The sequence below is a fragment of the Rhizobium sp. PK7-22 genome (genome assembly GCF_056530405.1).
The window spans coordinates 73,226-99,915 of the sequence record NZ_CP096514.1 but is presented as its reverse complement, the minus strand read 5'-3'; the positions used below and the strand labels follow the sequence as shown (position 1 = coordinate 99,915).

Sequence of the window (26,690 nt, the reverse complement as noted above, 5' to 3'; positions counted from 1 at the left end):
GTTGATTCGGTTCCTGTTCGCGAGTTTTTATGACCCTAGTCCAGTTCCCCACCCACCGCCGCAGCGGCGACATCATGCGTTGCGCGATGATCCTAAGAGATCTTCACGGTGCCGATGCGAACCATTTCTGGCGGGAGGAGATGACGAAGCTCGCGTCTTCGCTGCGTCGTATCGGTGTCGATGAAGCGCACATCGCCGAGCAGGCACGGCAGTTCATGGATGCCGTGCAGATGGAACTACAGTCTTTCTATGCCAGCGAGTCAGCAGGCTGAGCAATCATTCACACGAATGAGCTAGATAGATTTCAGACGCCGCCGTCCGTTTAACAGCGGCGTCATCCACCCGGTCCGTTCCGGCGTGAAGCTACAGCGTCAGGACGGTCTAATCCGGGCTTCCGAAGCGCGCCCTGGTGATGTCCATGCCGGTCGCGGCTTCGTTATTCTGATCGCCTTCGTTGAATTGCCTGGACGCCTCTTCGTTCACCTGTTGCACGTCCGGCTCGCCCAGTTCCTGTCGGGCGCGCTGCCAGTGCGCCATGTCATCGCCCTCGCGCCTGCCTTCGCTCTCCCAGATTTCATGCGCCCGCTCCCGGATGCGGTGTTCCTTGTCGTCCATGACGGTTCTCCTCGTTCCGTGTGAAGACCTCAACGGACGGCGAACCTTTTCACGCCGATAGGGTTCCGGACGATCCTAGGTCCGATTGTCGCGCAACGGCTTTTCGGCAAAACGTTCTTCGGTCAGGACACCCCAGGCTGAGATGAACAGTGCCGCAATCAGCGGGCCGATGACAAAGCCGTTGATGCCGATCAACGATATCCCGCCGATGGTGGAGATCAGCACCACATAGTCGGGCAGCTTCACCTCCTTGCCGACAAGCGGTGGACGCAGCAGGTTGTCTACGAGGCCGATCGCGAGGACACCGACGGCGGTCAGGATCACCGACTTGATCCAGAAGCCAGCCAAGGCAAGATAAATCGCCGTCGGAACCCAGATCAAAGCGGCGCCGACGGCCGGCAGGAGCGAGAGAAAGCTCATGACGACGCCCCAAAGCAGTGCGGGCTGCACGCCCAGCGCCCAGAAGGCGACGCCGCCAATGGTTCCCTGAATGATCGCGATGATGACGTTGCCGCGGACCGTTGCGCGAACGACGGAGGTGAACTTCGCCATGAACTTGCTCGTATGCCCGCTGCTGAGCGGGATCGATCGCCTGATTATCCTCGCCAGGGATCGACCGTCGCGAAAGAGGAAGAACAGCAGATACAGCATCACGCCGAAGGCGATGAAAAACTGAACGGTGTTCTGGCCAAAGCTCAGTGCCCGACCGGCAAAGAAACTGCCGCCGCTCATGACGGCGCCGGAAAACCTTTCCTGCAGTTCCTGAAAACCGGTAAGCTCGAGGGTCTCGATGCGCGTCTGGATGAACATCGGAAGCGCTTGTTGCATCTGGGTCAGGATCTGCCGGATGTCGATTTGGCCGCTGTCGATGCGCTGGTAGACTTCATTTCCCTGCTGGACCAGCAAGGTGAGGATGACGAGCCCCGGGACGATCACCAAGCAGAGGCAGACAAGCACCGAGAGCGCTGCGGCGGCATTCGAGCGCCCCTTCAGGGCGCGCTCGAACCTGACGTGGAGCGGGAAGAACAGGATCGCCAGCACAAGGCCCCAGAAGATCGCCGAATAGAAGGGCATGATCACGGCGACGAAGGCAACCGTTACCAGAACCAGAAGAACGTAGAAACTGACCCGTTCGACACCCATGCGACCCAACCCCCACGCTGCGCTCCGCAGCCTTGCAGATGTCCGTGCATTCGTCATCGAAAATCGCGCGAAACGATGGATGCACCGCTCCATAACGTCACCACTCTCGAAAGGTGCCGGAACAAAAAAAGGTGTCTCCCTTGGGGATGTTCCGTTAACGCTTTTTTGGAAGCTCCAGCAGAAACAGAAAAGCCGCCCTTTCGGGCGGCTCTCTTGTTAGGTTGTTTACATCGTGTGGATCAAGCTGCCTGTCTGGCGCTGGGCAGAGGGATCTCAACTTCGATCTCCAGGATCGAGACATGCTCATCACGATCCATCGTCACCTGCACTCTATCAGCGTCGACCTGCACGTGTTTGGCGATGACGGCCAGGATTTCCTCGCGCAGGATGGCGACCAGGTCAGATCCTATCGACGCTCTCTCATGAGCAAGCAGTACCTGGAGCCGTTCGCGCGCCATCGGGGCGGAACTTGTTCTGCGAAAAAGGCCGAAAATGCTCATGCCGCCTTCCTTCCGAAGATCTTGCCAAGAAGCCCGCGCTTCTCTCCGGGGATGACGATCGGCACGGTTTCACCTGCGAGCCGGCGGGCGGCATCGAAGTAGGCCATGGCGGGGGCGCTGCGGGCATCGGCCAGGGTAACCGGTGCGCCGACGTTGGATGCCTTCAGCACGTCCATGCTTTCGGGGATGATCCCGAGCAGAGGGATGGAAAGGATGTCGAGGACGTCTTCCACCTTCAGCATGTCGCCGCGCTCGGCGCGGTGGGCGTCGTAGCGGGTCAGCAGAAGATGCTTTTCCATACGCTCGCCGTTTTCCGCCTTCAACGTCTTGGAATCCAGCATGCCGATGATACGGTCTGAATCACGTACCGAAGAGACTTCGGGATTGGTGACCACCACCGCCATGTCCGCGTGGCGCATCGCAAGCGTTGCTCCGCGCTCAATGCCGGCCGGACTATCGCAGATGATCCAGTCGAAATACTTCTTCAGCTCGCCGATGATGCGCTCGACGCCTTCGGGTGTCAGGCTGTCCTTGTCGCGGGTCTGCGAGGCAGCCAGCAGGAACAGGGTTTCCAGTCGTTTGTCGCGGATCAGAGCCTGGGGCAGCTTTGCATCGCCCTGGATGACGTTGACCATGTCATAGACCACGCGCCGTTCGGCACCCATGACGAGGTCGAGATTTCTCAAGCCGACGTCAAAATCGACGACGACCACCTTTTCGTTCCTCTGCGCAAGGGCTGCACCCAGTGCTGCCGTCGACGTCGTTTTGCCAACCCCGCCCTTGCCGGAAGTAACTACGATCACCTTCCCCATTCTGCTCTCCTGTTTTTTTCCTGGCCGCCCCGGCTCAGCTAATTGTTTCGGCCATCATCACGTCGCCCTCGAGCCAGAGCTGGACAGGTTGTCCGCGAAGGCCCGGCGCCATGTCTTCTGCCATCTGGTATATTCCGTCGATTGCCAGCAACTCCGCCTCAAGCTTGCGGCAGAAGATGCGTGCAGAAGCATTTCCAACCGATCCCGCCATAACCCGCCCGCGCAGCGCCCCATAGATGTGCACGGATCCGCCAGCGATGATCTCGGCACCGGATGCCACCGATCCGATCACCGTCACATCACCTTCCGGAAAAATGACCGACTGGCCGGAGCGTACGGGTTCGTGGATGATGATCGACTGCAAGGGCGCCCGCGTTTCGGCGAGTGCCGATTTTGGCTGCGGCGCCGGCTGTGCTGCGGATGGCTCTGTCGACGGCTGCTCGAAATCCGCGACCGGGCGTCCGCCCTTGAGGATCGGCGGCATGCCCGGGCTCAGCATCGACGGCCTTGCGCCCTCGATGCCCATGATGCTGACATTGCGCTGGACAAGGCCTGCAATGAGGTCCGTGAGCTGTGTCCGGTCAATGTCCAGATCGGTAACGTCCAGAACGACGGGGCGTCCCAGGAAGAAGCCGGCGGAGCGGGCAGCAAGATCGTCCAGCCTGACCAGCCACTCATCCAGCGGCAGATCGGGAGACAGGACGACCGCCAGAAACGAGCGGCCTTTGATACGGATGGAGCGAGCGTCTGTTAGCACTTTGGTGATCTTGGTTAATGGTGTGTTGACCATGTCTACGGGCGATTTGGTTAACAAAAGGTTAACGTCTTCGCTGTCGATTAACACTACGCACGACCCTGACCATGGCGGACGCCAGCAGTGCCCAGAAAGTCACATCAGAGCCCGTGAAACGGCTGCCGATCCGCCGTCTACTCGGTCTGACAGGCGATGCGCAGTGCCGCATCATCGGGTTCGAGTTGCAGCCATTGTGCGCCGACAATCGCCCCATCCTCTGCGACGGAAATGTCGGAGCCGATCAGGTCTGCCCGTCTGTTGCTGTTGCAGTCATAGACGACCCTGACACGTGCCGACGGCTGCCAGCGCGCTGCAAGGATGAGGTCCACCATCACCTGGCCGGCCTGATCGGGATGCCGCTGCGCCGTTCGGGTGTCGACCGCGGACAAACGGCTGGCGACTGGGCGGTAGTATGACCAGGGACGCCAGAAAGCCCGGTCTTCGTTGTTCCAGGCGACGACCACACCCTCCGGCATGGCGCGCGTGATGCGGGACAGCCAGCTGTACTCGCTCCAGAGGGCATAGGAGAGCATCCCCAGTCCGGCTGCCGCAGGGACGATCCACTTCGGCAGGCGGCCGCGGCTTACCCACCGCAATGCCATTGCGACCCCCGCAATTGCGACACCGGCCACAATGGCAGCGATCAACTCGAACAGCATGGGATTTCCTCTTAGACTTTGGCGGCGCCGCCGTTGGCGAGCGCAGATTGCATGGTTCGTACGACAACGAAAGCGTCGCGAAGGTGGGAGCGCTCGAAATCGCCGAGGTCATAGGGGCCGAGGTAGTTGTTGGGACGCGCGCCGGACTTTACCTGGTTTGCCTGGTTGCGAAGCCTGAGATCGGCAATCAGATCATAGGCGGCAATCAGATCCCGCGCACCGCTTTCCGAGATGATCCTGGCTTCCTCCGCGGCAAGAAGACGGGCGCGGGTGTTGACCGGCGTCAGCCGGGCCATCAGTGCATAGACGCGTCCGAGGTCGACAACCGGAACCACGCCATTGTGCTTCATGTCGATCTGGTTGCGGTAGTCTCCGCTGCGGATGGTGGCAAATCCCCTCAACAATGAAAGCGGCGGGGCGTGGCTCAGGGAGTTGCCGATCATGTGCGCCACGAAGATCGAATTCCGGCTTGCCTGTTCCAACGTCTCCGCCTGAAGATCGTCGAAAAGAGAAAGCTTGCCGGCGATGGGCCGCAGGTCGAACATGACGCTCGCCAGCATCTGCGCCATGGGCTCCGGGGTCTCGATCCACCGGCGGAAATAATCGCGCCAGATCCTGACCGGCTGGCACCACCGTCGACTGGTGGCCATCATGTCACCGGGGCAGTAGATGTACCCGCATGTGTTCAGGCCATCACTGACAAACTGCGCGAGCTTCTCGAACCATGGCCTCTGGCTCTCCTGGAAACTGTCATCGATTATGATGCAATTGTCCTGGTCGCTTACTCCCGTCTGCTCCTGCCGGCCCTGGCTGCCGCAGGCGAGCCAGAGATAAGGGACAGGTGGGGGACCGAGTTCCTGTTCGGCAAGGACGATCAGCCGTCGGGTTGCGGCATCCGCAATGTCCGTTATCAGCCGCGTGACCACTTCGTGGGCGTGATTGCCGCCGACAAGCTGCACCAGCAGTTGCGGAATGCGGGCGGTTATCTTGCTCAGGTTCGTCGCACTCTCGGCGTTTGCCGCCTCGCCGATCATCGATGAAGAAGAAATGGCCTGGAATCGCGTCAGGTCCGTCTGCGTCACCATGCCGATCATGCGTTCGCCGTCGACGATCGGCAGATGAGCGATCTTGCGCTCCAGCATCAGATTGAGCACGTCGGAGACAAGGGCATCTTCGCCAAGACCGATCGGAGCGGACGTCATGATGGCGGACACATGCGTCGTGGCGGGGTCCCGGCCTTCGGCAATCACGCGGGCTGAAAGGTCGCCGGTGGTGATAATCCCGACCAGCCGCTCGTTGTAGACGACGCCAAGGCTAGAGACCTTCCGATCGCGCATCACGGCAGCGGCGTGTTGTGCGCTGTCATCAGGCGAGCAGACCAGCGGCGGCGTCGACATCAGGTCGCTCACCTTGCGCAGACTGAGGTCATTGCGCCGGTTGTCGCTCGTCTTGCCGCGGGTGAAGAACCGGCTGTAGACCGGATAATCGTTTATGAGGCGCTTGAAATCGGCTGCAGGCAACATCAACAGCACGACGTCGGTCAGTGCGCGCGCATTGGTGGCGGCGCGGCCATCGGCCAGAAGGCCGCGTTCGCCGAGGGTGTTGCGGGGGAAGAGCTGGGAGATCAGGCTGCCGGACGAGTCCCGGACTTCGACCTTGCCGTCCATGATCAGGTAGAGACCTGGCAACGGCTCGTTCAGATCGTAGATCTTGCTGTCTGCCTTCAGCTTGTGGCGCTGGAAGCGACCAATGACGCGTTCCAGTTCGTCCCGGGGCAGGCTGTCGTAGGGGTGGACGGTTTCCACAAACTTGGCGATGTCTGCAGCGGCATTCGCCATTGCTGAGCCTTTCGTGGTCCTTCGGTGCCCGTGGGAGCTTATAATGCGAACGGGCGGCCTGTGGCCGCCCGTTCTGTTTCGTGATGTCAGTGGCTGATTGCACCACCGGCGCCGCGCGGGACGCGGATCGATTCCACCAGTTCCTGAATGTGGCGTGGCGGAGCTGCCGTCATTGCCGACACTGCGTAGGCTGCAGCGAAGTTCAGCAAGGCACCAATCGGGCCGAAGGCGGTCGGAGGGATGCCGAACAGGTAGTTGGCCGGGATGTTCTCCATCATGTTCGTGCCCGGGATGAAGAACCATCCGAGATAGGTGAACAGGTAGAGGCAGGTGACGACCAGACCCACGAGCATTCCGATCGTCGCACCGGCCGAATTCACGCGCTTCGAGAAGATGCCCATCATCAGGACCGGGAAGATACTCGCTGCGGCAAGACCGAAGGCGAGCGCCACCGTCTGGGCCGCAAACCCGGGCGGGTTGAGGCCGAGCAAGGTGGCAACGAGGATGGCGCCGGCCATGGAAACACGGGCGACCATCAGTTCGTTCTTTTCCGAAATATTCGGAACCAGCCAATCCTTGATCAGATCGTGGCTGACCGAGGAGGAGATAGCCAGCAACAGGCCAGCGGCGGTTGACAGCGCGGCTGCGAGACCACCGGCGGCAATGAGAGCAATAACCCAGCCCGGAAGCTGTGCGATTTCCGGATTGGCCAGAACGAGGATATCGTTGTTGATGGTCAGCTCGTTGCCGGCCCAACCACGTTCCGTTGCCTGGGCGGTGAAGCCCGGAGCAGCGTCGTTGTAGTACTGGATGAGGCCGTCGCTATTCTTGTCATCATATTTCAGAAGACCGGTCACTTCCCAGTTGCGCATCCAGTCAGGGCGCTGCTCGTATGACACCGCCGGCTGCTCGACGCCGCCCGGGAAGATGGTGTCGATGATGTTCAGTCGCGCCATCGCACCCACGGCTGGAGCCGTCAGGTAGAGAATCGCGATGAACACCAATGCCCAACCTGCCGACCAGCGCGCATCAGCCACTTTCGGAACAGTGAAGAAGCGGATGATGACGTGCGGAAGGCCGGCCGTACCGATCATCAGCGAGAGCGTGAACAGGGTCATGTTCAGCATCGAACCCTGGGCCGTGTAGGCATTGAAACCAAGATCGGTCACAACCTGGTCCAGTTTCTGCAGCAGCGGTATTCCCGATTCCTGGTGAGTCGAGAAGAGGCCCAGTGGTGGGATCGGGTTACCCGTCAGCTGCAGGGAGATGAAGATCGCCGGAATGGTATAGGCGACGATCAGAACAACATACTGCGCAACCTGGGTGTAGGTGATGCCCTTCATGCCGCCGAGAACCGCATAGACGAAGACCACCGCGGATGCGATCCAGAGGCCGGTTGAAACCTCGACTTCCAGAAAGCGGGAGAACGCCACGCCTGCACCGGTCATCTGACCGATGACGTAGGTTACCGAGACGATGATCAGGCAGATGACGGCGACCAGACGGGCGCCCTGGCTGTAGAACCGGTCCCCGATGAACTGCGGAACGGTGTACTTGCCGAACTTGCGCAGGTAGGGAGCCAGAAGCAGGGCGAGCAGCACGTAGCCGCCGGTCCAGCCCATCAGATAGGTGGAGTTGCCGTAGCCAACGCCGGCAATGAGGCCGGCCATGGAGATGAACGAGGCTGCCGACATCCAGTCAGCGGCCGTCGCCATACCGTTCAGGACTGGGTTGACACCGCGGTTGGCCGCGTAAAATTCCGCGGTGGAGCCGGCGCGTGCCCAGACTGCAATGCCAATGTAGAGCGCAAAGGATCCGCCCACGATCAGCAGGTTGAGAGTATATTGGTCCATCTCTATCGCCTCACTGTTCTTCGACGCCGAACTTGCGGTCCAGCCGGTTCATGTACGCCGCGTAGTAGAAAATCAGCGCGATGAAGATGACGATCGAGCCTTGCTGGGCGAACCAGAAGCCGAGATCCGTTCCGCCGAACCTGATGCCGGACAGCATCGGCCTCAGCAGAATGCCGAAGCCGTAAGAGACGATCGCCCAGATCGCCAAGCAAATTGTGATGATGCGAATGTTTGCTGCCCAATAGGCATTGGACGAAGTATTGTCCGCCACGTGCGCTCCTCCCTTTTCCCAAAGAGCGTCCCTCAGGACGCCGGTCCCTCCTTGCCCACGCCGCCCAACGAATCCCACAGCGAAATAGGCAAGTAGCAAGCAGTAACCAATCGCTCGGTTTGCGTACATCCTCCGTTAGTCGTAGTCGCAGAGTCGCACGAAGGGTCTGTGGGTGCGATCGGATCGCTCGCAGGACAGGTTCCTCCAGCGTCTCCTCCAGATATTCGTCCTGCTCCTTGGCGTGCTCCTCGCGGGCCTTGGGCGCATCGGTACTGTTTGCCGCGGGACCGAAGTTTCCATCATTGTAGGCGGTTTGCAGGATTGCACCTGCCGATATAGTTGCAAGCAGCAGATCCCGCCCCAGCACCTGGGCAGGCACGGAATCACCATGGGGCGAATATAAGTGGTCATGACGTTGTCCGATCGACTGCGCCCGGAGGAACCTGAGACGATGAGCAAGTTCGAAGTCAGTGTGAGGCCCGAACGGAAACGTGGTTCGGGTGCGAAGGTCGTCTACGACCTGCTGCGCGACGAGATCCTCGACCTCGCCTTGCCGCCGGGCAGCCCGATCGATGAGGTTCAACTCGCCGAGCGTTTCCAGATGTCCCGGACGCCGATCCGGGAGGCGCTGGTACGGCTGGCCGGTGAGGGGCTGATCACGACGCTTCCCAATCGTTCGACGATGGTTTCGAACATCGACTTCCTCAACATGCACACCTTCTTCGATGCGCTAATCCTGATGTACAGGGTTACCACCCGGCTTGCGGCGCAGTATCATCGGCCGGACGACCTCGAGGCGATCGCGGCCCGGCAGCAGGAGTTTGCCGCGGCCGTCCGGGCGCAGGATGCGCTCGCCATGATCGCGACCAATGCGGCCCTGCACCTGGCGATCGCCGAGGCGGGACGGAACCCCTATTTCACCGCGCTCTTCAGCCGCCTTCTCGATGAAGGCCGTCGGATCCTGCGCCTCTATTATCAGTCCTACGACGACCGCCTGCCGCAACGTTTCGTGGAGGAGCACGACGAGATGATCGCGGCCATCGCTGCGCGGGACGTCGATTCCGCAGACCGGATCGCCAAAGAGCATGCCGAGCAGATCGTCCTGCAGATTCAGAAAATGTTCGTCCGCAAGGACAGGCTGGAGGTGCCGCTTTAGCTGCTGCACATTCTTGTCGACAATCTGAATACAATTGCGGTATTGGTAGAGTGAAAATCAAACCAGGGCGGTGTGGCCGCCTCCGCGCCATCAGGAGTTGTTGATGAAAGCCCCCATTTTTTCCGGCGTCGTTCCCGCATTGATGACCCCTTGCAAGCCGGATCGCAGCCCCGATTTCGATGCGCTGGTGCGCAAGGCCAAGGAACTGGTCGAGCTGGGCATGTCGGCTGTCGTCTACTGCGGCTCGATGGGCGATTGGCCGCTTCTGACCGATGCACAGCGCATGGAGGGCGTCGAGCGGCTCGTCAAGGCAGGCGTCCCAGTGATCGTCGGGACGGGTGCCGTCAACAGCGCGTCGGCGGTAGCGCATGCAGCGCATGCCCAGGCCGTCGGCGCACAGGGCCTCATGGTCATCCCCCGCGTGCTGTCGCGCGGCTCTTCGATCACCGCCCAGAAGGCGCATTTCAAGGCCGTCCTGTCGGCGGCGCCCGATCTGCCGGCGGTCATTTACAACAGCCCCTACTACGGCTTTGCAACCCGCGCCGACCTGTTCTTCGCGCTGCGCGCCGAGCACTCCAACCTCGTCGGCTTCAAGGAGTTCGGTGGGCCTCAGGACCTGCGCTATGCGGCTGAATTCATCACCAGCCCGGACGAGAGTGTTTCCCTGATGATCGGCGTTGATACGGCCGTGTTTCATGGTTTCGTCAACTGCGGCGCGACCGGTGCGATCACCGGCATCGGCAACGTCCTGCCCAAGGAAGTCCTGCATCTTGCCAACCTCTGCCAGGCCGCGGCCGGCGGCGATGCCGATGCGCGACTGCGGGCGCAGGAACTGGAGCAGGCGCTTGCCGTGCTTTCCTCCTTCGATGAAGGTCCCGACCTCGTCCTCTACTTCAAGCACATGATGGTGCTGAAGGGTGATGAGGAATACGCGCTCCACTTCATCGAGACGGACGCGCTGACCGACAGCCAGCGCGGCTATGTCGAGGCGCAGTTCAAGCTGTTCAATTCCTGGTACGCCGATTGGAGCAAGCTCCCGGGCGCGGTCCAGACCTGCAAGGGGTAACGGCCATTGCCGGCGAGCGCCCGCTTATGGGCGCGTCCGACGTCATCGTCATCGGGGCCGGCGTGATCGGCCTCTCCGCCGCCATCGCCGCGCAGGCCAGAGGTCTGTCGGTTACGGTTCTGGACCGCGAAGGTCCCGCCGCCGGTGCCTCGGCCGGCAATGCGGGGGCCTTTGCCTTCACCGATATCCTGCCGATGGCGTCGCCCGGCATCATGCGCAAGGCGCCCGGATGGCTCCTCGATCCGCTGGGCCCCCTGTCGGTGCCGCCGGCCTACGCGCTCAAGATCGCGCCGTGGATGTTCCAGTTCTGGCGGGCCTGTTCGCCGCGCCGGGTGAAGGCATCGACGGACGCTCAGGTGGCGCTGATGACGCTCTCCAGGGACGAGCTCGAGCCGTTTCTCGCCCGCACGGGCACGATGCCGATGCTGCGCAAGGAGGGCAATCTCCAGGTCTATGAGGGCGAGGCGGAGTTCCAGGCGTCACTGCCGGGATGGCAGCTTCGCGCCGAACACGATATCGAATTCCGGCATCTCGACACTGCCGCCATGGGTGAGATCCAGCCCGGCCTCTCGCCCCGCTTCACGCGCGGCACGTTCACGCCGGGCTGGTATTCGATCAGCGATCCGAAACTCTATGTGCTTGCGCTCGCGGATCACTTCCGGGCCATGGGCGGCAGCATCCAGCGCGCGGAAGTGAAGGCGCTTCGGCAGATCGGCGAGCAGGTGGAGATTGCCACCGAGTGTGAAACCCGGCGCGCAGGGCAGATGGTGGTTTCGGCCGGCGCCTTTTCCCACCAGCTTACCGCGACGCTTGGCGAGAGGATCCCACTGGAGACTGAACGTGGTTACAATACGACCCTGCCGCACAGTGCCTTCGACCTGCGGACGCAGATCACCTTCGGCGGCCACGGCTTCGTCGTCACCCGCCTCTCCTCCGGGATCCGGGTGGGCGGCGCCGTCGAACTCGGCGGTCTGAAACTGCCGCCGAACTTCCGGCGTGCCGAGGCGATGCTGAAAAAGGCGAAGGCCTTCCTGCCGGGCCTCGATGATCGCGACGGGACGCAGTGGTTCGGTTTCCGGCCGTCCTTGCCCGACAGCCTGCCTGCGATCGGCCGCGCCCGGGCTGCGCCGCGCGTCATCTACGCCTTCGGCCACGGCCACCTTGGCCTCACCCAGTCGACCGGGACGGCACGTCTTGTTGCCGACCTGTTGACGGATCAGCTGCTTCCGGTCGACATATCACCCTTCTCGCCCCAACGGTTCCGATAGAGACTGCAATCATGGCCACATACACCTTCTCCTGCATCGACGGACACACCTGCGGCAATCCTGTCCGCCTCGTCTCGGGCGGCGGCCCGCGACTGGAGGGCGCCAACATGCTGGAGAAGCGGGCGCATTTCCTGCGCGAGTTCGATTGGATCCGCACCGGGCTGATGTTTGAGCCGCGTGGCCACGACATGATGTCGGGATCGATCCTCTATCCGCCGACACGTCCCGATTGCGACGTCGCCGTCCTCTTCATCGAGACCTCCGGATGCCTGCCGATGTGCGGCCACGGGACCATCGGCACGATCACCATGGCCATCGAGAACGGCCTGATCACGCCGCGGGAGCCCGGCCGGCTGTCCATCGATGCGCCCGCCGGCAAGGTGGACATCACCTACCGGCAGGAGGGCCGGTTCGTGGAAGAGGTGCGCCTCACCAATGTCCCCGGCTACCTGCACGCCGAGGGGCTGACGGCCGAAGTCGAGGGGCTGGGCGAAATCGCCGTTGACGTCGCCTACGGCGGCAATTTCTACGCGATCGTCGAGCCGCAGAAGAATTTCCGCGACATGGCCGACCACACGGCCGGCGAGCTGATCGGCTGGAGCCCAAAGCTTCGCGCGGCCCTGAACGAGAAATACGAATTCGTGCATCCGGAACATCCGGAGATCCGGGGTCTCAGCCACATCCAGTGGACCGGGCAGGCGACGCATCCGGAGGCGCACGCCAGAAACGCCGTCTTCTACGGCGACAAGGCGATCGACCGGTCTCCCTGCGGAACAGGAACCTCCGCCCGCATGGCGCAACTGGCCGCCAAGGGCAAGCTGAAGGTCGGCGACGACTTCGTCCATGAATCGATCATCGGCTCGCTGTTCAAGGGAAGGGTCGAGGCGGCAACCACGGTTGCGGGCCGTGACGCCATCATACCGTCCATCGCCGGCTGGGCCCGGATGACCGGGATCAACACGATCTTCATCGATGACCGCGATCCCTTCGCGCACGGTTTCGTGGTGAAATGACACAAGCCTCGGCCTCCTTCAGCGTCCTGCCGGGCACGGCCGAAGGGCCTGTTCTGGCCACCATTGAGCCGCTGAGCTTTTGGGGCGGGGTCTCGCCCGACGACGGTCGGATCATCGATGTCCACCATCCGCTGCACGGACAATGCCTGACGGGCACCGTGCTGGTGGTGCCTTCCAGCCGCGGCTCGTGCAGTGGGTCCGGCGTGCTTCTGGACCTGGTGCTGACCGGTCGTGCGCCCGCGGCGCTCGTCTTCCAGGATGCCGAGGACGTACTGACGCTGGGCGCGCTCGTCGCGCACGAGATGTTCGGCAGGCTTCTGCCGGTGGTGCGGCTGCCGGCCAACGTGTTTGCGGCTGTGTCGGGCGCTGCACAGGTTACCATTACGCCGGATGCCATCGAAGCCGATGGCCTGACGATTGCGCTGGCACCGCCGCCTGTGGAGGCACTTGAACTCAGCGATGCCGATCGCGGCATGCTGGAGGGCGTAGAGGGGCCGGCGGCGCAGCAGGCGATGCGGATCATCTGTGCTGTGGCAGTCCAGCAGGGCGCCAGGCGCCTTCTCGATGTCACCCGGGCGCATATCGACGGCTGCATCTATGCCAGCCCTGCCAACCTCATCTTCGCGCAGAAGGTCGCGGCGCTCGGCGCGCGGGTGCGCATTCCCACCACCATGAACGCGATCTCCGTCGACCTTGCGAACTGGGCAGCGCAGGGCGTGCCGGCAGAGTTCGGCGGGCCGGCGGCGAAACTGGCTGAGGCCTATGTGGCGATGGGCTGCCAGCCGACATTCACCTGTTCGCCCTACCTCCTGCCAGCCGCGCCAGTCGCTGGCGAAGTGATCGCCTGGTCGGAATCTAATGCGGTCATCTTCGCCAATTCCGTGCTCGGGGCGCGGACGCCGAAGCATCCGGATTTCCTTGATCTCTGCATGGCCATCACGGGACGCGCGCCTGCCGCAGGTGTCTATCTCGACGAAAACCGGCGGCCCAGGCGGATCATCGACGTCGCGCTGCCGGATCGGCTGGACGATGCCTTCTGGCCGCTCCTAGGCTATGTCGCCGGCCAGCTGTCGCCGGACCGGATCCCGCTGTTGCGCGGCCTTGCCCATGCGCGTCCCTCGCCGGACGACCTCAAGGCCCTGTGCGCCGCCTTCGGGACGACATCTGCCGCGCCGATGCTCCATATCGAAGGAGTAACTCCGGAAGCCGACATGGCGCCTGCGGAGGATGCCGATCACGCAGTGATCGGGCGCGACGCGTTGCGGGAGGCGTGGGCGCATCTTCATGCCGGCCCCGAACAGGTCGACCTCGTCGCCATCGGCAGTCCGCATGCGTCGCTTGCCGAATGTCGGGCCTTCGCGGATGCGCTGGCGGGGCGCCGCCGGCATCCGGATGTTGCCGTGATCATCACGGCGGGCCGCGACGTGATTGCCGCAGCCTGCGCGGATGGGACCCTGACCCGCCTTCAGGACGCAGGCGTTCGGGTCCTCCAGGACCTCTGCTGGTGTACGATCAGCGAGCCGGTGTTTCCGCCGTCGGCGCGGACGGTGATGACCAATTCCGGCAAGTACGCCCATTACGGTCCCGGTCTCAGTGGCCGCACCGTACGTCTCGGCAGCATCGCCGACTGTGCGGAGGCCGCCACGACGGGGCGGGCGAGGGAGCGATTGCATGCGTAGCAGCAAGGTCATCCATGTGGTCTCGTGCCATGCCGAAGGCGAGGTGGGCGACGTTATCGTCGGTGGCGTTGCGCCGCCGCCCGGCGAGACGCTCTGGGAGCAGCGGAGCCATGTCGCGACCGACCAGTCGCTTCGCAACTTCATGCTCAACGAGCCGCGCGGCGGCGTGTTCAGGCATGTCAACCTGCTTGTTCCACCCAAGGACCCGCGTGCCACCATGGGCTTCATCATCATGGAGCCGGAAGATACGCCGCCGATGTCCGGTTCCAACTCCATCTGCGTTGCGACCGTGCTGCTCGACAGCGGGATCGTGCCGATGGTCGAACCGGAGACGCGCATGGTGCTGGAAGCGCCCGGCGGCCTCGTCGAGGTGGTCGCCCACTGCTGCAACGGCAAGGCCGAGCGCATCGCCGTCACCAACGTGCCGTCGTTTGCCGACAAGCTCGATGTGGCGCTGGAGGTCGAAGGGTTGGGTACCATTACCGTGGACACGGCCTATGGCGGCGACAGCTTCGTAATCACGGACGCGCGTTCGCTCGACTTCGCACTGACACCGGACGAGGCGCGCGAACTGGCCGAGACGGGCATCAGGATCACCAAGGCGGCAAACGAGCAGATCGGCTTTTCGCATCCTCTCAATCCCGACTGGGACCACATCTCCTTCTGTCAGCTGACGCTTCCCGTCGAGACAAAGGATGGGGCGCTGCACGGCCGTAACACGGTGGTGATCCAGCCGGCCAAGCTCGACCGCTCGCCGACCGGCACCGGCTGCTCCGCCCGCATGGCCGTCATGCATGCGCGCGGGCAGATCGCGGTCGGGCAGAGCTTCGTCGGGCACTCCATCATCGGCTCCACCTTCGACTGCCGCATCCTCTCGGAAACCTCGGTTGCGGGGCGACCAGCGATCGTGCCGCAGATCTCCGGCCGCGCCTGGATCACCGGAACGCACCAGTACATGCTGGACCCTGCCGACCCCTGGCCTGACGGCTATCGGCTGGCCGACACCTGGCCCCGCAGGGTCTGATCGCGCTACTTCGGGGCCGTCCCTGTATGCCGTGGACGCACCGAACGACACTTTTATCATGGAAAGTTTGGAACTCCGGGCGTCCGGTCCGGTTGGCCCTGTGTGTCCTAAAGGAGGCCGAAAAGAGGCTCCTGTTTGCTGCAATTGCGTCGGGCACGCTAGCAGAACCAGAATGGGAGAAGCGGATGAGACGAATAGTCGAAGCCGCAGTCTTATCGGCTGCGATACTATCGCCGGCAGCGGCGCAGGAGGCGACCGTGAGCCCAGACGTTGCGAGGGCAACATTTATCGACGCGGATGGAAATTCCATCGGAACCGCGACGCTCCAGGAAACACCCAGCGGCCTGCTTATCCAGGCCAAAGTGACCAATCTGCCGCCCGGCGTCCATGGCTTTCACGTGCATGAGACCGGTCAATGCGATGCCGAAGGCGGGTTCCAGTCCGCTGGTGGCCACTTTGCACCGGAAGGCAACGACCATGGCTTCATGGTCGAGAACGGTCCTCACGCCGGCGACATGGCCAATCAGACCGCTGGAGAAGACGGGACGATGGTCGTGGAGGTTTTCAACGAGAACCTTCGACTGACAGAAGGCGATGCGGCGGTGCTGGACGACGATGGATCGGCCATCGTGATCCATTCCACGGCTGACGACTACCGGAGCCAGCCTTCGGGCAATGCCGGCGACCGGATCGCCTGCGCGGTCATCGAGCAGCGCTGATTGCGTCCTAGGACGCAAAGGTAAGTGAACTCAACAGGAGCAAAGGGTCGGCGGGCGCGAGTTCGTGGATGGCGTAAACTCGCCACCTGGCTCCCACTAGAAGGAGAACGACATGAGAAAGCTAGAAACAGCACTCACCTTGATTCTTGCGGCGGCCGTTTCGCCATCAATCGCGAGTGCCCAGACCGCAACCACGACCGCCGCAGGAGGCGCCGATGAGATTCGCCGCGTCAGCGACAACGCGTTTTCCCAGTGGGACGTCAACAGCAATGATCGTCTGGAAGGTGACGAGTTTGTCAGTGGTTTGCATGGCGCGTGGAGCGGACAGGCCGGCCAGCTGAACGAGCAGGCTTTCAAGAGCAACTGGAACAACTGGTTTACCGCCGACGTTCCAGACTTCGCCGAGCTCGACGAGGACGACAACGGTATGTTGTCCCAGGAAGAGCTCCGTGTTGCTTTGAGCGACTCCGATCTCCGCGGCGAGTGGCAGGGCGCAGATGACGGCTATCTCACGCCGGAGGAATTCCGGCTGGGTCTCAACACCGTCAGCGACCGCGACCGCAGCGGCACTCTGGATCAGCAGGAAATCGATCAGTTGATCGCCGTCGTCGGCGTGCTGGTGCCGGATGATACCAGCACTGCAGCCACCGGTCAGCGGAGCGCTAACATGGATCAGCAGACTGCGGGCGCAACCCAGCAGTCCGGGACAGCTCAGCAGACCACAGCTGTCGAGCCAGGCAATGCCGGCACATCAGCTACGGCCAATCAGTCTGCGTCCAACGTCGAGGTCGGGCAAATCATCTCACTGAACGAGTGGGATGCTGAAGCGCTGTACCAGTCTGCCTGGAGCGCGGAAGCTCTCTTCGACCGCCAGGTTTTCGGCGAGAACGGCGAGGAAATTGGCGACGTCGAGGATCTGATCGTCGGCTCCAATGGCGAGCTCCTGGCACTGGTGGCCGAAGTCGGCGGATTCTGGGACATTGGCGACACGCACGTCGGCGTGCCGTGGGACCAGGTGGCCTTTCGTCAGGACGGGTCCATCACGCTTCCGGTGACGGAGGAGAACGCGGATGACTTCAGTGTCCTCGCCATTCCAACGCAGGAGCAGGTTTCGCAGAACATCGTGTCGAACCTCGATGACGAAGAACTGGGTCCGCGTGCATGGCGGGCGTCCGAACTGATCGGCGATATCGCCCGCATCCGTGGCGACAACGCCGGGCAGGCTGAGCCGGTGCAGGAAAATGCCGCCGCCCAGACGAGCCAGCGGATGCCCTACCAGGGCTTCGGGTATGTCAATGACCTGATCTTCAATGACGGCAAGATCGTTGCCGCAGTGGTGGATCGTGATGCGGGCTACGGAACACGCGGACGCTTTGCCTATCCTTTCTATGGCTATGGCTATGGCTGGGCTCCAGGCAGCCGGTACTACGACATGCCTTACAGCCGCGACGAGGCAACGGCGATCGAGCCCTTCGATGAAGATCGCCTCAACGGAGGTTGATGGAAACGTCAGGCCGCAGCCGCGGCGAGAGTTCCGACCGGCTCATGGGAGGCGGTCGGGATAGGGGCCCGGCGATCTATGCTGCCGGTCCGACAAGGGAGGTCACATGACCTTACTCAACAATAGTCATCATCAAGGAAGGAGAGATACCCCATGAAAACCATCGTAATGACAATGGCATTCGGCCTTCTCGCCGCTCCCGTGTTTGCCCAGACGAGCGGCAGCTCCAGCAGCGATGAGACCGCAGGACAGGCCGACCAGTCGACACAGTCCGGCACGTCGAGCGAGATGTCTGCGGCGTCGCAGCAGAAGGTTCGCGATCAGCTGACTCAGGCCGGCTTCCAGCAGGTCGAGATCCTCGATGCATCATACCTCGTGCGTGCGCAGACCGAAGACGGCAACACCGTCCTCATGGTCATCGACCCGCCGATGAGCGGCATGAGCGACGGCTCGACCTCCGGCTCCGGCTCGAGCAGCGGCTCGACTGAAGACTCCGCCGAGCAGGACTGACAACCTGCAGGGCATTTCGCCTAACCGGGACGCGACGGCAGCTTCTCCGTCGCGTCCTTACGCTTTCCTGGCCGTGTCGGCCGCCCCTCAGGGAGATACCATATGCGTGAGGCTGCCTTGCTTCCGGCCGTTCTGCTCTTCGTGATGATGAGCATCGTTCCCGGTCACGCACAGGACCCCGACGATCTGGAGATGTTGCGGGCCGAAGCGCTTGAAGAGGTCAATGACGACCGACAGGCGCAGGGTTTCGAACCGCTGGCGCTCGGTAAAGATCTCAATGAAGCGGCGCTGGCACATGCCAACGATATGATCAGCCGAGACTACTATGCCCATTCCTCACCGGAGGGGGATGATGTCCAGGATCGCTACATCGCTGCAGGCGGACGCCGGTGGGAGCTCGTGGCCGAGAACATCTCCCGTTGCGGGAACTGCGTGCAGACGCCTGACGTCGCGACCGTCGAGAGGCTGCAGCGGGGCTGGATGGACAGTCCGGGGCACAGGGAAAACATTCTCAGGCCCGGCCTGTCGCGGTTCGGCTTTGCGGTGGTCGTGGATCCCGAGCGGGGTCTTTATGCCGTCCAGACCTTTGCCGGCCCCGGTACTCCTCGCGGCGACGCCGGTGCGGCGACAAAGGCAATGGCGATGGATCGGCAGGTGCCGGTCGCTCTCGATGCGATCAATACTCTGAGATAGGAGGCGGGCGTTCCGACGTTGTCTGCCTCTCCAGCTCTCACCGACATTGCCCGTCGGCTCATTCCTGCGGATGTTCCGGACCCCGACGAACTTCCGGGACTGAAGTCGGCTGCTTTCGATCTGGATCGCAGCCGCTGGGAGGAGATTGCCACCATCGTCGGGGCCTGCGGCGGCTGTGGTCGCGAGCCTGCGCCAAGCGATATAGAGGCCTTTGTTGAAGATTGGGCCAACCAGCAGACATACCGCAGAAGCCTGCTGGACGCCGGTGCCAGCCACCTCGGCTTGGCCCTGAGGGCTAACGGGGAGGGCAAGAAAGTGGCGGTGGCGGTGTTTGGCACCGCACGGTAGCCGTCACACTGGCCCGCTGGACCGACCAGCTGGAACCGCATTCCCGTCAGGGGGTTGTATCGCCAAAGGGAGATCCGCATGAAGAACCTATTGATCCTGTCATTGTCGGCGTCTGTCGTCTTGCTGCCCGGAGCCGCTTTTTCGCAGTCGACTTGCCAGACGCAGGCCTGCGAGATGCCGCTCGAGGTGCTGGTGGCGCAGAATGAGGCAGCTCCCGATGCCGCCGAACAGCAATCGACCGTGTCCGCCGAAGATGCGGAAGGCGGTGACGGATGGCTGGATCGCGCCAGACGCGCCGTGGGAGAGGCAGGCCGTGAAATTGGGGAGGCGGCAACGGCGACGGGACGCTCTGCTTCGGAATATCTCGCCGACAACCCCGACCTCAATCGCGAAGTCATCGAGTTCGGGCAGAGCCTGGGAGTTCCAGGCTTTGAAGCCGCTCCCGCACGCGGCTCGGCCCTGGATGTGACCGCCACCACGGATGGCGAGCTGCAGATCGTGGCTGCCGGTTTGCCGGGTAGCCAGGAGGTTCGCCTCGGTTGGCTTGAGGACGGTCGCTTCGTCGAGCTGCAAAAGCTCACGAGCGATGACAATGGTCGCGTTGAGGCGGCCATCGCCATACCCGCGGCTCTTCCCGACAACGAGGAGGTAAGGCTCGCAATCGAGACGGCGGACCAGCGACTTCGGCTGGCCTCGGATCTCGTCAAGCTGCCTTGACCGCAGCCAAGCCGTTCATGCCACCGCATCTACGCGGGCATTGTCGCCAACGCCAAGCCGACCGGAGACGATTGTGACTCTACCAGCCTCAAGACCCGTCGTGGTCATTACGGGCGCATCAGCAGGCGTCGGCCGTGCGGTAGCGCAGGTGTTTGCTCGAAAGGGCTGGCGCGTGGCGCTTGTGGCGCGAGGGCTGGCGCGCCTGGAGGCGACGGCCGAAGATGTGCGCAGGCTGGGCGGGGAAGCGCTAGTCCTCCCTGCGGATGTGGCGGATGCCGACGCTGTCAATGATGTGGCCGACACGGTGCAGGCCGCCTGGGGCGGTATCGACCTCTGGATCAACAATGCCATGGTGACGGTCTTCGGGCCGGTCTCGACGATTGGCCCGGACGAATTCAAGCGGGTGACGGAGGTTACCTATCTTGGGCAGGTGCATGGCACCCAGGCTGCCTTGCGGTACATGCGGCCGCAAGGCCACGGCACGATCGTCTGCGTCGGTTCGGCTCTCAGCTACCGTTCCATCCCGTTGCAATCCGCCTACTGCGGGGCGAAGGCCGCCGTCCGGGGTTTCGTGGATGCACTGCGCTCCGAACTGATCCACGACGGCTCGCCGATCCGGCTGTCGATGGTTCATCTGCCGGCGGTCAACACGCCGCAATTCGACTGGGCTCGCTGCAAGGTTGACCGGCAGCCGCGGCCCGTCGCTCCGGTGTTTGCGCCCGAGGCTGTCGCAGCGCAGATCTATAGCGGTTGCCTGACTGCACCCCGAGAACTCTGGATCGGCCGGCCGACCGTGAAGACGATCATCGGCGGTCTTTTCGTGCCGGCACTGGCGGATCGTCTTGCGGCATCGCAAGCCTACGAAGGTCAGATGGATGACATCCGCAACGATCCCGCCCGAAAGGACAACCTCTTCGAACCCGTGGACCTCGATGTCGCTGCCAAGGGGCGGTTCGGCGGGGAGTCCTTGCCCTCAGTGGGCGCGATCTCGGGAACAGCAGCACGCGTGCTGATGGCCGGAGCGGGCGTCGCAGCATTGGCGGTACTGGCCGTGGCACGGCGGCAATTGCGTCGCTAGGGCGGGCCGGAGGTTCGAAATGGTAATTGGTCACCATCGGCAGATAGTTGCGAATTCTTAACCGCTTAAGTCAGTTTCCGGGTATGTTGTTTTGGCAATTGGCTTCTGGAGGGACGAATTTTCTATGGACATCGTAGTTCTCCTGGGTTAGGTAGACATCGCAGTCGCTGCTGGCCGGCCCTGGCGCATTTGTCGGGGCGGCAACAGTTTCGTGACTTATAATCAGCCTTGGCGCTCTCGAGACATTTTTCGAGGGCGTGTTGTTGTTGTGGCCGGCGCTGCGATAATCTGAGGATCTGACCAATTGCTTGGTGCGATACTGCGCCAATGATCACCGTTGATGGAGGGTTGCTTTGCCGTGGCGCAAGGCAGAAAAAATATGGAAGCCAATACTTCTGTTCCGGTGTCCGAAGAGGATCGCCGGCTCAAGATCAGCCTGAGGAATGTTTTCAAGGTCTTCGGCGAACGGCCCGACAAGGCGCTTGCCATGGTCAAATCCGGCAGGAGCAAGACCGAGATCCACGCCGAGACCGGCTGTGCGATCGGCGTCAACGATGCCAGTTTCGACGTCAAGGACGGCGAAATCTTCGTCATCATGGGGCTCTCCGGCTCGGGCAAATCAACCCTCCTTCGCCTTCTCAACCGCCTGATCGAGCCCACTGCCGGCTCCATCGAGATTGACGGTCGCGACATCACCAAAATGTCCCGCAAGGAACTCATCGATGTTCGCCGCCGCGACATCAGCATGGTGTTCCAGTCGTTTGCTCTGCTGCCGAACCGCACCGTGCTCAACAATGCCGCCTTCGGGCTGGAGGTTGCCGGTGTGGGCGAGGCGGAGCGGACAGAGAAGGCGATGGTTGCGCTGAGGGCCGTCGGGCTCGAAGGCTATGCCGACAGTCGTCCCAACCAGCTTTCGGGCGGCATGAAGCAGCGTGTCGGGCTTGCCCGGGCGCTGGCCAGCGAACCGACGATCCTGCTGATGGACGAGGCCTTCTCGGCGCTCGACCCGTTGATTCGCACCGAAATGCAGGACGAACTGGTGCGCCTGCAGTCGGAGCACAGCCGCACGATCGTCTTCGTCAGCCACGATCTCGACGAGGCGATGCGCATTGGTGATCGGATCTGCATCATGCAGAACGGCAGCGTCATCCAGGTGGGAACCCCGGACGAGATCGTGACGCAGCCGGCCAACGACTATGTCCGGTCCTTCTTCCGCAATGTCGATGTCACCCAGGTCTTCAAGGCCGGCGATATCGCGCGCAAGACGCAGGTGACGATCATCGACCGGCAGGGCGTTTCGGTCGCGGCAGCGCTTGAGCGCATGCAGAACTTCGACCGGGAATACGCGATCGTGCTCGGCCGCGACAAGAAGTACCACGGCATGGTCAGCCAATCCTCGCTGGTCGAAAAGGTCAGGACCGGTTCCACCGATCCCTACCGAAACGCATTTCTGGCCGACATCGAGCCGATTGCAGCGAGCGAACCTCTGGCCACCGTTCTGGGACGGGTCGCCGGCAGCGCCTGGCCACTTCCCGTCGTCGACGAGCAGGGCCGTTACGTCGGATCGATCAGCAAATCGGTTCTTCTCGAGACGCTTGATCGCGCCAACTGACACATTACGGATTGGAAGCAATCATGAATTTCGACATTGGTGACGGCGTCGATACGATCGTCAATTACATCCTTGACAACTTCTCTCCCGCCCTCGAAGGCATTGCTGCGGCCATCGGCTTCGTCACCGACGGCATTCAGGATACCTTGGCGGCAATGCCCATGCTCGTGGGATTGGCGATCTTCGTCCTCCTGTCGCTGTGGCGGGTCGGCGCGGGTTTCGCCATCTTCACGGCTGTTGCCCTTTGGCTGGTGGACACCATGGGTCTCTGGCCGGCGATGATGGAAACGCTGTCCCTCGTCATCGCCTCGACGGTGATCGCCATGCTGATCGGTCTGCCGCTCGGAATTGCCATGGCCGCCAAGGATTCCGTTGCCTCCAGCATCCGTCCCGTTCTCGACCTGATGCAGACGATGCCGGCCTTCGTCTATCTCATTCCGGCGGCGATGTTCTTCGGCCTCGGCGCCGTGCCGGGGACGATTGCGACGGTGATCTTTTCCATGCCGCCGGTCGTGCGTCTCACCAATCTCGGCATCCGTCAGGTCGACGTCGAATTCGTCGAGGCGGGTCAGGCCTTCGGCTGCACGTCGTCGCAGCTGCTCTTCAAGGTCCAACTGCCGAACGCCTTGCCGTCGATCATGGCCGGCATCAACCAGACGATCATGCTGTCGCTGTCCATGGTGGTGATCGCCTCCATGATCGGCGCCGGTGGTCTCGGAAACACCGTGTTGACGGGCATCCAGCGCCTGGATGTCGGCACCGGTTTCGAAGGCGGCCTTGCGGTCGTCATTCTCGCGGTCGTTCTCGACCGCATCACCCAGAGTTTTGGAAAGGAGCGGCCGGTCTTCTGGCGCAGCTTCTTCCCGAAGGCAGCGCGGCAACAGACCGAACAGGCACCAGCCTGATCGTCGCGATGCGTCAAAGCGGGCAAGACGCCCGATGCGAACCTTCCAAAAAGGAGCAGATATGATCAAGAAGATTCTTTCCATGGGCATCGCCGCAGCGATGGCAAGCAGTGTTGCAACCTCGGCACTGGCACAGGATGCAGAACCCGTGAAGATCGGTTGGGCCGCATGGTCCGACGCGGAATTCGTGACGAAGCTTGCCGCCAAGCTGATCAAGGATGAACTCGGCCAGGAAGTCGAACTGGTCCAGACGGATGTCGCGCCTCTCTACCAGGGCGTCAGCCGTGGCGACCTCGACGCCATGATGATGGCATGGCTGCCGCAGACGCATGCGGACTACTACGCCAAGATCAAAGACGACGTCGAAACGCTCGGCACCGTCTATGATGGCGCCAAGCTCGGCTGGGTCGTACCCGCCTATATCCCCGAAGACATGATCAGCTCGATCGAGGACCTGTCGAAGGACGAAGTCAAGGAGAAGCTGGACAGCACCATCCAGGGCATCGATCCAGGCGCTGGCCTGACGCGTCTCTCGCAGCAGGCCGTCAAGGATTACGGCCTCGACGACTACAACCTGCAGATCTCCAGCGAAGCCGGCATGCTGACGACCGTCGACCGTGCCATGCGCTCGGAAGACTGGTTCGTGGCCACGTCCTGGAGCCCGCACTGGATGTTCGGCAAATACGACATCCGCTACATCGAGGACCCGAAGAAGTCCCTCGGTGAGGCAGAGCATGTCGACATCCTGGCTCGCAAGGGCTTCAAGGAAGACAACCCGGACGTGGCCGGCTTCCTGTCACGCATGAAGCTGCCGATCTCCGATCTCGAGGCCGGCATGTTTGCGGCGCAGGATACCTCCTATGACGAGGCAATCGAGAAGTACATCGCCGATCATCCGGACCAGGTAAAGGCCTGGGTCGGCGACGAGTAACGAGTAAAACACCGGCCGGGCTTGCGCCCGGCCGGCGCTCTTCCGAGACCCTGGTGGAGGCTTCCATGATTCATGATCCCGAAATTGTCGACGACAATACGCTGGGCGGGCGGATCTCGCTGGCACGCGACGCGGCCGCGATGTCCGTCGAGCAAACGGCGGCGGTGCTGGGCGTCGAAGCGGCAACCTGGGCCAACTGGGAAAACGACCGAGCCGAGCCGCGCGCCAACCGTCTGGGCATGCTCGCGGGCGTGCTGCAGGTCAGCGTCGGCTGGCTGCTGGCCGGGCAGGGTCATGGACCCGGCTATAGCGCCTGAGCTTTATCCGCAAATGCGGCCAATGCCTTGTCATCGTAGATGACGGATCTACCTTATTTCCGAACCAGGCCAAATCGAAAGGATCTTCCCCATGAAGAGGCTGTTTCAAAGGGCGAGTTTCGCCGTTGCCTTCGCGCTGGCCGGCTTATCCGCGGCGGCTCAGACACCCCCGAATGTTCTGATCGTCGGGCAAATCGCCGAGCCGCAGTCGCTCGACCCGCACGCGGTGACGGCGACCAACGACTTCCGTATCCTCGTGAACCTCTATGACGGGCTTGTCCGCTACAAGGACGGGACGCTCGAGGTGGAGCCGGCTCTCGCGGAAAGCTGGACGATCTCCGATGACGGGAAGACCTACACCTTCAAGCTTCGGGAAGGCGTGACCTTCCATGACGGGTCGGCCTTCGACGCGAATGCCGTCAAGTTCAATTTCGATCGGATGCTGAAAGAGGACCACCCGTTCCACGACACGGGGCCGTTTCCGCTGTCCTTCAACTTCGCCTCGATCGACGCGGTCAACGTCATCGACGACACCACGGTCGAATTCCAGCTGAAGGAGGCCTTCGCGCCGTTCCTGTCCAATCTCGCCTATCCCACAGGCCTCATCGTATCTCCCGCCGCGGTTGAAGAGCATGGTCAGGAATTTGGGCGCAATCCGTCAGGCACCGGCCCCTTCCGGTTTGCGGAATGGCAGTCCAACCAGCTGGTCGCCGCGGAGCGGAACGAAGACTACTGGGACGGCGCGCCCGCGCTCGAGGCGGTCGTCTTCCGTCCGATCACCGATTCCAACACGCGCGTGGCGGAGATGCTGTCGGGAGGCATCGACGTGATGGTCGAAGTGCCGCCGGACAACCTCGCCTCTTTCAAGTCGGACGCCAATTTCTCGGTTGCCGAGCAGGCCGGCCCGCACGTGTGGTTCTCCATCCTCAACACGAAGGAAGGGCCGTTCGCCGACAAGCGGGTTCGCCAGGCGGCAAACTATGCCGTCAACAAGGAGACGCTGGTCAACGACGTGCTGCAGGGCACCGCGACCGTTGCCGCCGGCCCCATCCCGCCGGCGTTCAACTGGGTCGAAAACTCGGTGGAGCCGTATCCATACGATCCGGAGAAGGCGAAGGCGCTGCTCGCCGAGGCCGGTGTCGAGAATCCCGAGCTTACCTTTTACGTCACCGAGGGCGGCTCGGGCATGCTCAATCCCGTCACCATGGGAGCGGCCATTCAGGCGGACCTCCAGGCTGTCGGCTTCGACGTCACCATCGAGAGCTATGAATGGAATGCCTTCCTCGGCCGCGTCAATGCCGGGCTCGAAGGTCAGGCCGATATGGCCGAGATGGCCTGGATGACCAACGATCCCGATACCGTGCCTTATCTGACGCTGCGCACCGATGCGCAGCCGGAGAACGGCGGCTTCAACTCCGGCTACTACTCGAACCCGGAGCTCGACGCGCTTCTCGATCAGGCGCGGACCTCCACGGATCAGGCGGAACGCGGCAGGCTCTACGGTGAGGTGCAGCAGATCGTGCACGACGACGCGCCGTGGCTCTTCGTGGCCAACTGGAAGCAGAACGCCGTGACGACCGCGGCCATCCAGGGCTTCAAGCTTCAGCCGTCGTTCCTGCTGCATCTCAAAGACGTCAGCAAGTAATCACCGCTGCCGGTCCGGCCGCTG

28 protein-coding genes are annotated in these 26,690 nt (G+C 62.5%); 19 read left to right on the top strand and 9 right to left on the bottom strand.

Annotation, left to right across the window (positions count from 1 at the left end):
* Positions 1-29 precede the first annotated feature (29 nt).
* Positions 30-272 (top strand): DUF6074 family protein, encoded by a 243-nt coding sequence (locus M1E10_RS05295; protein WP_499175345.1) that lies wholly within the window; start codon positions 30-32, stop codon positions 270-272.
* A gap of 109 nt (positions 273-381) precedes the next feature.
* Here the strand turns inward: M1E10_RS05295 and M1E10_RS05290 are convergent, their stop codons facing one another.
* The 9 genes from M1E10_RS05290 to M1E10_RS05250 form a co-directional block, all read right to left on the bottom strand.
* Positions 382-615, bottom strand: coding sequence for a DUF2934 domain-containing protein (locus M1E10_RS05290; RefSeq protein WP_499175344.1), 234 nt, complete (start codon positions 613-615; stop codon positions 382-384).
* A gap of 75 nt (positions 616-690) precedes the next feature.
* Entirely contained in the window at positions 691-1,758 is a 1,068-nt protein-coding gene (locus M1E10_RS05285; RefSeq protein ID WP_499175343.1) for an AI-2E family transporter, read from the bottom strand.
* Positions 1,759-1,997: 239 nt separating this feature from the next.
* Positions 1,998-2,258, bottom strand: a complete 261-nt coding sequence (gene minE, locus M1E10_RS05280) for a cell division topological specificity factor MinE (protein WP_499175342.1) — start codon at positions 2,256-2,258, stop codon at positions 1,998-2,000.
* Entirely contained in the window at positions 2,255-3,070 is an 816-nt protein-coding gene (gene minD / locus M1E10_RS05275; protein WP_499175341.1) for a septum site-determining protein MinD, read from the bottom strand. The genes minE and minD overlap by 4 nt, the downstream gene beginning before the upstream one ends.
* A 34-nt stretch (positions 3,071-3,104) precedes the next feature.
* Entirely contained in the window at positions 3,105-3,836 is a 732-nt protein-coding gene (minC, locus tag M1E10_RS05270; RefSeq protein WP_499177298.1) for a septum site-determining protein MinC, read from the bottom strand.
* A gap of 161 nt (positions 3,837-3,997) precedes the next feature.
* Positions 3,998-4,522 (bottom strand): hypothetical protein, encoded by a 525-nt coding sequence (locus M1E10_RS05265; protein WP_499175340.1) that lies wholly within the window; start codon positions 4,520-4,522, stop codon positions 3,998-4,000.
* A gap of 11 nt (positions 4,523-4,533) precedes the next feature.
* Entirely contained in the window at positions 4,534-6,360 is a 1,827-nt protein-coding gene (locus tag M1E10_RS05260; RefSeq protein WP_499175339.1) for a DUF294 nucleotidyltransferase-like domain-containing protein, read from the bottom strand.
* An 86-nt stretch (positions 6,361-6,446) separates the two neighbouring features.
* Positions 6,447-8,213 (bottom strand): sodium:solute symporter family protein, encoded by a 1,767-nt coding sequence (locus M1E10_RS05255; RefSeq protein ID WP_499175338.1) that lies wholly within the window; start codon positions 8,211-8,213, stop codon positions 6,447-6,449.
* Positions 8,214-8,223: 10 nt separating this feature from the next.
* A complete protein-coding gene (locus M1E10_RS05250; RefSeq protein WP_499175337.1) occupies positions 8,224-8,484 on the bottom strand; it encodes a DUF4212 domain-containing protein in 261 nt (86 codons plus the stop codon).
* 451 nt (positions 8,485-8,935) lie between these two features.
* Here M1E10_RS05250 and M1E10_RS05245 point away from each other — a divergent pair, with 451 nt between their 5' ends.
* From M1E10_RS05245 to M1E10_RS05160, 18 genes are all read left to right on the top strand, one after another.
* Entirely contained in the window at positions 8,936-9,640 is a 705-nt protein-coding gene (locus tag M1E10_RS05245) for a GntR family transcriptional regulator (protein ID WP_499175336.1), read from the top strand.
* A gap of 103 nt (positions 9,641-9,743) precedes the next feature.
* A complete protein-coding gene (locus tag M1E10_RS05240; protein WP_499175335.1) occupies positions 9,744-10,706 on the top strand; it encodes a dihydrodipicolinate synthase family protein in 963 nt (320 codons plus the stop codon).
* A 26-nt stretch (positions 10,707-10,732) separates the two neighbouring features.
* Positions 10,733-11,974 carry an NAD(P)/FAD-dependent oxidoreductase gene (locus tag M1E10_RS05235; RefSeq protein WP_499177297.1) on the top strand — a complete coding sequence of 414 codons (1,242 nt, stop codon included), beginning with the start codon at positions 10,733-10,735 and terminating at the stop codon, positions 11,972-11,974.
* Between the two features lie 11 nt (positions 11,975-11,985).
* A complete protein-coding gene (locus tag M1E10_RS05230; protein WP_499175334.1) occupies positions 11,986-12,987 on the top strand; it encodes a 4-hydroxyproline epimerase in 1,002 nt (333 codons plus the stop codon).
* Complete coding sequence (gene lhpI / locus M1E10_RS05225) at positions 12,984-14,666, top strand: cis-3-hydroxy-L-proline dehydratase (RefSeq protein ID WP_499175333.1); 1,683 nt, start codon at positions 12,984-12,986, stop codon at positions 14,664-14,666. Before M1E10_RS05230 ends, lhpI begins: the two co-directional genes overlap by 4 nt.
* Entirely contained in the window at positions 14,659-15,690 is a 1,032-nt protein-coding gene (locus tag M1E10_RS05220) for a proline racemase family protein (RefSeq protein ID WP_499175332.1), read from the top strand. Before lhpI ends, M1E10_RS05220 begins: the two co-directional genes overlap by 8 nt.
* Positions 15,691-15,947: 257 nt before the next feature.
* Complete coding sequence (locus M1E10_RS05215) at positions 15,948-16,409, top strand: superoxide dismutase family protein (RefSeq protein WP_499175331.1); 462 nt, start codon at positions 15,948-15,950, stop codon at positions 16,407-16,409.
* 112 nt (positions 16,410-16,521) lie between these two features.
* Positions 16,522-17,910 (top strand): PRC-barrel domain-containing protein, encoded by a 1,389-nt coding sequence (locus M1E10_RS05210; protein WP_499175330.1) that lies wholly within the window; start codon positions 16,522-16,524, stop codon positions 17,908-17,910.
* Between the two features lie 153 nt (positions 17,911-18,063).
* On the top strand, positions 18,064-18,420 hold the full coding sequence (locus tag M1E10_RS05205; RefSeq protein WP_499175329.1) for a hypothetical protein: 357 nt from the start codon (positions 18,064-18,066) through the stop codon (positions 18,418-18,420).
* A gap of 102 nt (positions 18,421-18,522) precedes the next feature.
* Positions 18,523-19,113 (top strand): CAP domain-containing protein, encoded by a 591-nt coding sequence (locus M1E10_RS05200; RefSeq protein ID WP_499175328.1) that lies wholly within the window; start codon positions 18,523-18,525, stop codon positions 19,111-19,113.
* Positions 19,114-19,131: 18 nt separating this feature from the next.
* On the top strand, positions 19,132-19,461 hold the full coding sequence (locus M1E10_RS05195) for a spore germination YkwD domain-containing protein (RefSeq protein WP_499175327.1): 330 nt from the start codon (positions 19,132-19,134) through the stop codon (positions 19,459-19,461).
* A gap of 78 nt (positions 19,462-19,539) precedes the next feature.
* Positions 19,540-20,178 (top strand): hypothetical protein, encoded by a 639-nt coding sequence (locus M1E10_RS05190; protein ID WP_499175326.1) that lies wholly within the window; start codon positions 19,540-19,542, stop codon positions 20,176-20,178.
* Between the two features lie 73 nt (positions 20,179-20,251).
* Positions 20,252-21,256 (top strand): SDR family oxidoreductase, encoded by a 1,005-nt coding sequence (locus M1E10_RS05185; RefSeq protein WP_499175325.1) that lies wholly within the window; start codon positions 20,252-20,254, stop codon positions 21,254-21,256.
* A gap of 379 nt (positions 21,257-21,635) precedes the next feature.
* Positions 21,636-22,868, top strand: coding sequence for a quaternary amine ABC transporter ATP-binding protein (gene proV, locus M1E10_RS05180; RefSeq protein WP_499175324.1), 1,233 nt, complete (start codon positions 21,636-21,638; stop codon positions 22,866-22,868).
* A 23-nt stretch (positions 22,869-22,891) separates the two neighbouring features.
* A complete protein-coding gene (locus tag M1E10_RS05175) occupies positions 22,892-23,773 on the top strand; it encodes an ABC transporter permease (RefSeq protein ID WP_499175323.1) in 882 nt (293 codons plus the stop codon).
* A 61-nt stretch (positions 23,774-23,834) separates the two neighbouring features.
* Entirely contained in the window at positions 23,835-24,704 is an 870-nt protein-coding gene (locus tag M1E10_RS05170) for a glycine betaine ABC transporter substrate-binding protein (protein ID WP_499175322.1), read from the top strand.
* 65 nt (positions 24,705-24,769) lie between these two features.
* Positions 24,770-25,021, top strand: coding sequence for a helix-turn-helix domain-containing protein (locus tag M1E10_RS05165; protein WP_499175321.1), 252 nt, complete (start codon positions 24,770-24,772; stop codon positions 25,019-25,021).
* A 91-nt stretch (positions 25,022-25,112) separates the two neighbouring features.
* Entirely contained in the window at positions 25,113-26,666 is a 1,554-nt protein-coding gene (locus tag M1E10_RS05160) for an ABC transporter substrate-binding protein (RefSeq protein WP_499175320.1), read from the top strand.
* The last annotated feature ends 24 nt before the right edge of the window (positions 26,667-26,690 follow it).

What these genes read in the sequence shown, in the direction of transcription:
- M1E10_RS05210 (WP_499175330.1), top strand. Translation starts at nt 16,522, where the DNA reads ATGAGAAAGCTAGAAACAGCACTCACCTTGATTCTTGCGGCGGCCGTT.
- minE (WP_499175342.1), bottom strand. Translation starts at nt 2,258, where the DNA reads ATGAGCATTTTCGGCCTTTTTCGCAGAACAAGTTCCGCCCCGATGGCG.
- M1E10_RS05295 (WP_499175345.1), top strand. Translation starts at nt 30, where the DNA reads ATGACCCTAGTCCAGTTCCCCACCCACCGCCGCAGCGGCGACATCATG.
- lhpI (WP_499175333.1), top strand. Translation starts at nt 12,984, where the DNA reads ATGACACAAGCCTCGGCCTCCTTCAGCGTCCTGCCGGGCACGGCCGAA.
- M1E10_RS05190 (WP_499175326.1), top strand. Translation starts at nt 19,540, where the DNA reads ATGAAGAACCTATTGATCCTGTCATTGTCGGCGTCTGTCGTCTTGCTG.
- M1E10_RS05290 (WP_499175344.1), bottom strand. Translation starts at nt 615, where the DNA reads ATGGACGACAAGGAACACCGCATCCGGGAGCGGGCGCATGAAATCTGG.
- M1E10_RS05260 (WP_499175339.1), bottom strand. Translation starts at nt 6,360, where the DNA reads ATGGCGAATGCCGCTGCAGACATCGCCAAGTTTGTGGAAACCGTCCAC.
- M1E10_RS05245 (WP_499175336.1), top strand. Translation starts at nt 8,936, where the DNA reads ATGAGCAAGTTCGAAGTCAGTGTGAGGCCCGAACGGAAACGTGGTTCG.
- M1E10_RS05220 (WP_499175332.1), top strand. Translation starts at nt 14,659, where the DNA reads ATGCGTAGCAGCAAGGTCATCCATGTGGTCTCGTGCCATGCCGAAGGC.
- M1E10_RS05205 (WP_499175329.1), top strand. Translation starts at nt 18,064, where the DNA reads ATGAAAACCATCGTAATGACAATGGCATTCGGCCTTCTCGCCGCTCCC.
- M1E10_RS05170 (WP_499175322.1), top strand. Translation starts at nt 23,835, where the DNA reads ATGATCAAGAAGATTCTTTCCATGGGCATCGCCGCAGCGATGGCAAGC.
- M1E10_RS05160 (WP_499175320.1), top strand. Translation starts at nt 25,113, where the DNA reads ATGAAGAGGCTGTTTCAAAGGGCGAGTTTCGCCGTTGCCTTCGCGCTG.
- M1E10_RS05175 (WP_499175323.1), top strand. Translation starts at nt 22,892, where the DNA reads ATGAATTTCGACATTGGTGACGGCGTCGATACGATCGTCAATTACATC.
- M1E10_RS05230 (WP_499175334.1), top strand. Translation starts at nt 11,986, where the DNA reads ATGGCCACATACACCTTCTCCTGCATCGACGGACACACCTGCGGCAAT.
- proV (WP_499175324.1), top strand. Translation starts at nt 21,636, where the DNA reads ATGGAAGCCAATACTTCTGTTCCGGTGTCCGAAGAGGATCGCCGGCTC.
- M1E10_RS05200 (WP_499175328.1), top strand. Translation starts at nt 18,523, where the DNA reads ATGCGTGAGGCTGCCTTGCTTCCGGCCGTTCTGCTCTTCGTGATGATG.
- M1E10_RS05285 (WP_499175343.1), bottom strand. Translation starts at nt 1,758, where the DNA reads ATGGGTGTCGAACGGGTCAGTTTCTACGTTCTTCTGGTTCTGGTAACG.
- M1E10_RS05165 (WP_499175321.1), top strand. Translation starts at nt 24,770, where the DNA reads ATGATTCATGATCCCGAAATTGTCGACGACAATACGCTGGGCGGGCGG.
- M1E10_RS05235 (WP_499177297.1), top strand. Translation starts at nt 10,733, where the DNA reads ATGGGCGCGTCCGACGTCATCGTCATCGGGGCCGGCGTGATCGGCCTC.
- M1E10_RS05240 (WP_499175335.1), top strand. Translation starts at nt 9,744, where the DNA reads ATGAAAGCCCCCATTTTTTCCGGCGTCGTTCCCGCATTGATGACCCCT.
- M1E10_RS05265 (WP_499175340.1), bottom strand. Translation starts at nt 4,522, where the DNA reads ATGCTGTTCGAGTTGATCGCTGCCATTGTGGCCGGTGTCGCAATTGCG.
- M1E10_RS05255 (WP_499175338.1), bottom strand. Translation starts at nt 8,213, where the DNA reads ATGGACCAATATACTCTCAACCTGCTGATCGTGGGCGGATCCTTTGCG.
- minD (WP_499175341.1), bottom strand. Translation starts at nt 3,070, where the DNA reads ATGGGGAAGGTGATCGTAGTTACTTCCGGCAAGGGCGGGGTTGGCAAA.